Source organism: Helicobacter sp. 12S02634-8, from assembly GCF_002272865.1.
Classification (GTDB): Bacteria; Campylobacterota; Campylobacteria; order Campylobacterales; family Helicobacteraceae; genus Helicobacter_J.
The window spans coordinates 1-3039 of record NZ_MLAP01000032.1; the positions used below are offsets into that span (position 1 = coordinate 1).

General features: G+C 45.3%; 1 protein-coding gene. It reads left to right on the top strand.

Features of this window, described 5'->3' with window-relative positions:
- The coding region (locus tag BKH46_RS09605; protein WP_172402624.1) for a hypothetical protein at window positions 1-3039 on the top strand (3039 nt) is incomplete at both ends.

The following is a 3039-nucleotide window of genomic DNA, read 5'->3' on the forward strand; positions in this document are numbered from 1 at the left end:
CCAATGAAGCCTCTAAAGTCACTGGACTCAACGGACTCAACCATGCCCTAGAAGCTTCTAGCTTCAATGGTAATCTCATTGATCTCTCCAAAAACCCCTATGACCAAACACTCACATTTGTTGGCAAGGGCTCTATTAATGCAAGTGGCACTAATGGCACAAATAACAATGAAGCCCTAGTGATCAAACTCTCAGACACCAAACTCAACACAAATGGCTCTGATACTGAAAACTCTGGCACAACCAATTCCCTCACCACACTCAATTTCACCAACACTGGCGCCATTGTTGCCCTCCAAGGAGGCTCTGAGATCAAAGATACTTCTGTCCTAAACACCACAGGCACATCTGTAATCGGAGATTTCAAAGGCAACACCACAGCTGTCTTTGGAGACACTGCTTCTGGGACAGGGAAATTCTTCGGACATCTCTCCAATACTGAAACCACAACCCTAGACCTCACCTTTAATGCCAACTCACTCTATGACATCACAAGTGATAAAGCTTTATTAGAGAAATATTACAATGGAGGAGATCTAAAGAACTCTACCACCCAAGTTCTCTCCCCTACAACCATCACATTTGCTAACACCACCAACACAGGCAACAAACTCACACTCAACAATGCCCAAGGCACACTCAAACTAGAGGGTCTCAAGGCAAACACAGCTAATAGCTCTGAGAGTGCTAATGGTGTAGCCCTTGCCTTTGGTTCTTCGCTTGTGAGTTCAAGCACGACTATCATTGGCAATCTCTACTTTGCTAATAATAACTCCATCAAAGTAGGCAAAGACCAAGGCGTGTATTACAACCTAAGCTTTGATACGACCAAACAAAGCAAAGCCAACAAAGGAGCAGGCAATTATCTCCAAACCAATTACATCGGTCTGGGCGTGGGCGCTTCTTCTCTCTCAGCTGTTGGTCTTGGCTCACTCCGAAGTATGGATAAAACAACAAACAACACAGAAAATGGACAAACAAACGCTAGCACAGGCTATGACCCCGCTACAAAAACTGACACAGGAGTCATCACCCTAGCTACACTCGATGGAGGTCCTAGTAATGTAGGCACAATCAATCTCAACAACACAGGCGCTACCTTAGCCCTCTCTCCGAGCTATTCTGGAGTTGCAGCTACTCTCACTGCAGACCAAAAGAAATTTAGTGGTGATGAGGCTATTGCCTCTTGGAATATCTTCAATGACTTTGATATCAGAGGCACAAGCCTAACAGGCACAGCCAACACCACCATCACAGACTTAAACTATAGTTTCTATGGTAAAACAGCTGATAACTCAGGCTTTACGATGGTCTTTGCTAAATCCACTGATAACAAGGGCTTAGCAACCATTGTGCCCAATCCATCCAACACAACCAATACAGAAGATTCAACAGATTCTTCCACCACAGAGAATAAAAACTTTGATATCACAAACGCTGCCATTGCAGATACCATTAAAACTAATTCGACCAACAATCAAGCCTATGGTCAAAATGCCTATGTTGCCACATCTAGCTTTGCCATCGGCCAATTCCTCACAACCTCCAAACTCAATCTCACCTTCATCGGTGCTGATTCCATTGGAGGATATAGCTCGACCGTTGCTGCAAACAAAGTCACAAAAGTTGCCTCTTCTAACACAGGCTCATTTTATAACTTCATCAACGCAGGCACACTCACCACCACAGCCCCCACAAATGGTGGCTCTGGTGGAGGAGATGGTGGCAGCACACTCACTAATGGAGAAGCCAAGCCCAATCAAATCCTCTCAGCCTTTACAAGCATTGATAACTATGGCACAATCAATCTCATCGGCACAAGTATCGCAGGCGTTGATTTGAGTGCTGCTAAAATCAATAACTTCAAGGCTGTCTTTGATAATCGCGACGCCAATGGCACAAGCTCTAACACTGATAATGGCTATGTGACCTATAAAGACGCAGAGGGTAATACCATCACAGCCACCACCAATGCCAATGGTGCATTATCTGATAGTATCCTTAAAGTCAATAAATCCACCCTCACAGGAGAACTCAAGCTAGGCAATGCCACAGCAGATATCACATTTGTCGGAGGAGGGTCTTTAGGCAAGGGGGCTAAGATCACGGGCTCTAAAGGCAATATACGCCTCAAAGATGGCACCTTTACCTTCACCAAAGCCACACAAGGCAACAACAATGGCAGTTCAGATACACCCCAAGCCGATGTAAAAACCTCTGATGTCATCAATTTCTCTAGCTTCGTTTATATCGATAATGCCACAATTGTTGCAGACAAATTCGATGGCTTTGGTGGCAAACTCTTTGCACCCCAGCTAAAAGTTACTAAAAAAGGCGTTAGCACTACCAATGTCATTGCCTTTTATAACACCGATTCAAATCAAACAATCTCTACAGACCTCTCTGTCATTGGTAATTACAACTACACAGGCTTTACTAATAACTCCAACGCACTCTATGGAACCATTGCCACAGCCCCCACAAGCTCTAGCGATGCTATCACCATGACTTTTATCGGCAACAAGGCTGCAGGCTTTGGAGTAGCAAAACCCAGCGCAGATAGTGGAAGTAATGGTGGCAGTGAAAATAACACCATCAACTACACAGCACTCGATAGCTCCCTAGCTTATACCACCATCAATCTCATCGACACAGGCTCTGTGCTTGCAGCTAACATCAGTGGCGTCAATACAACCCCAGCTCCAGCTCCAAGCAACACAGCAGGCAATGGCGACTCATCTCAAGCGCCCACACCCCCCACAGCACCGACCAACACACTCACTCTCTATGGCAACACAGGGATCACACCCACAGAAGTTGCAAGCTCTGATAGTGATGGAAGCAAAAAACCCACACTAGATATCCAAAGCTCTAACCTTAAAATCGTTGCCACCATCAATCAAGCTAATGCGAGCTACTGGGGTGGCAAAACAGCTGCCCAACTCCAAGCAGAGGCCCAAAAGGTAGAAGAAGCCAACAAACTCAAGGCTGAAGAAAATTCTAAAGCTCCTGAAAATAGTGGCACTGATGTCCAAGCCG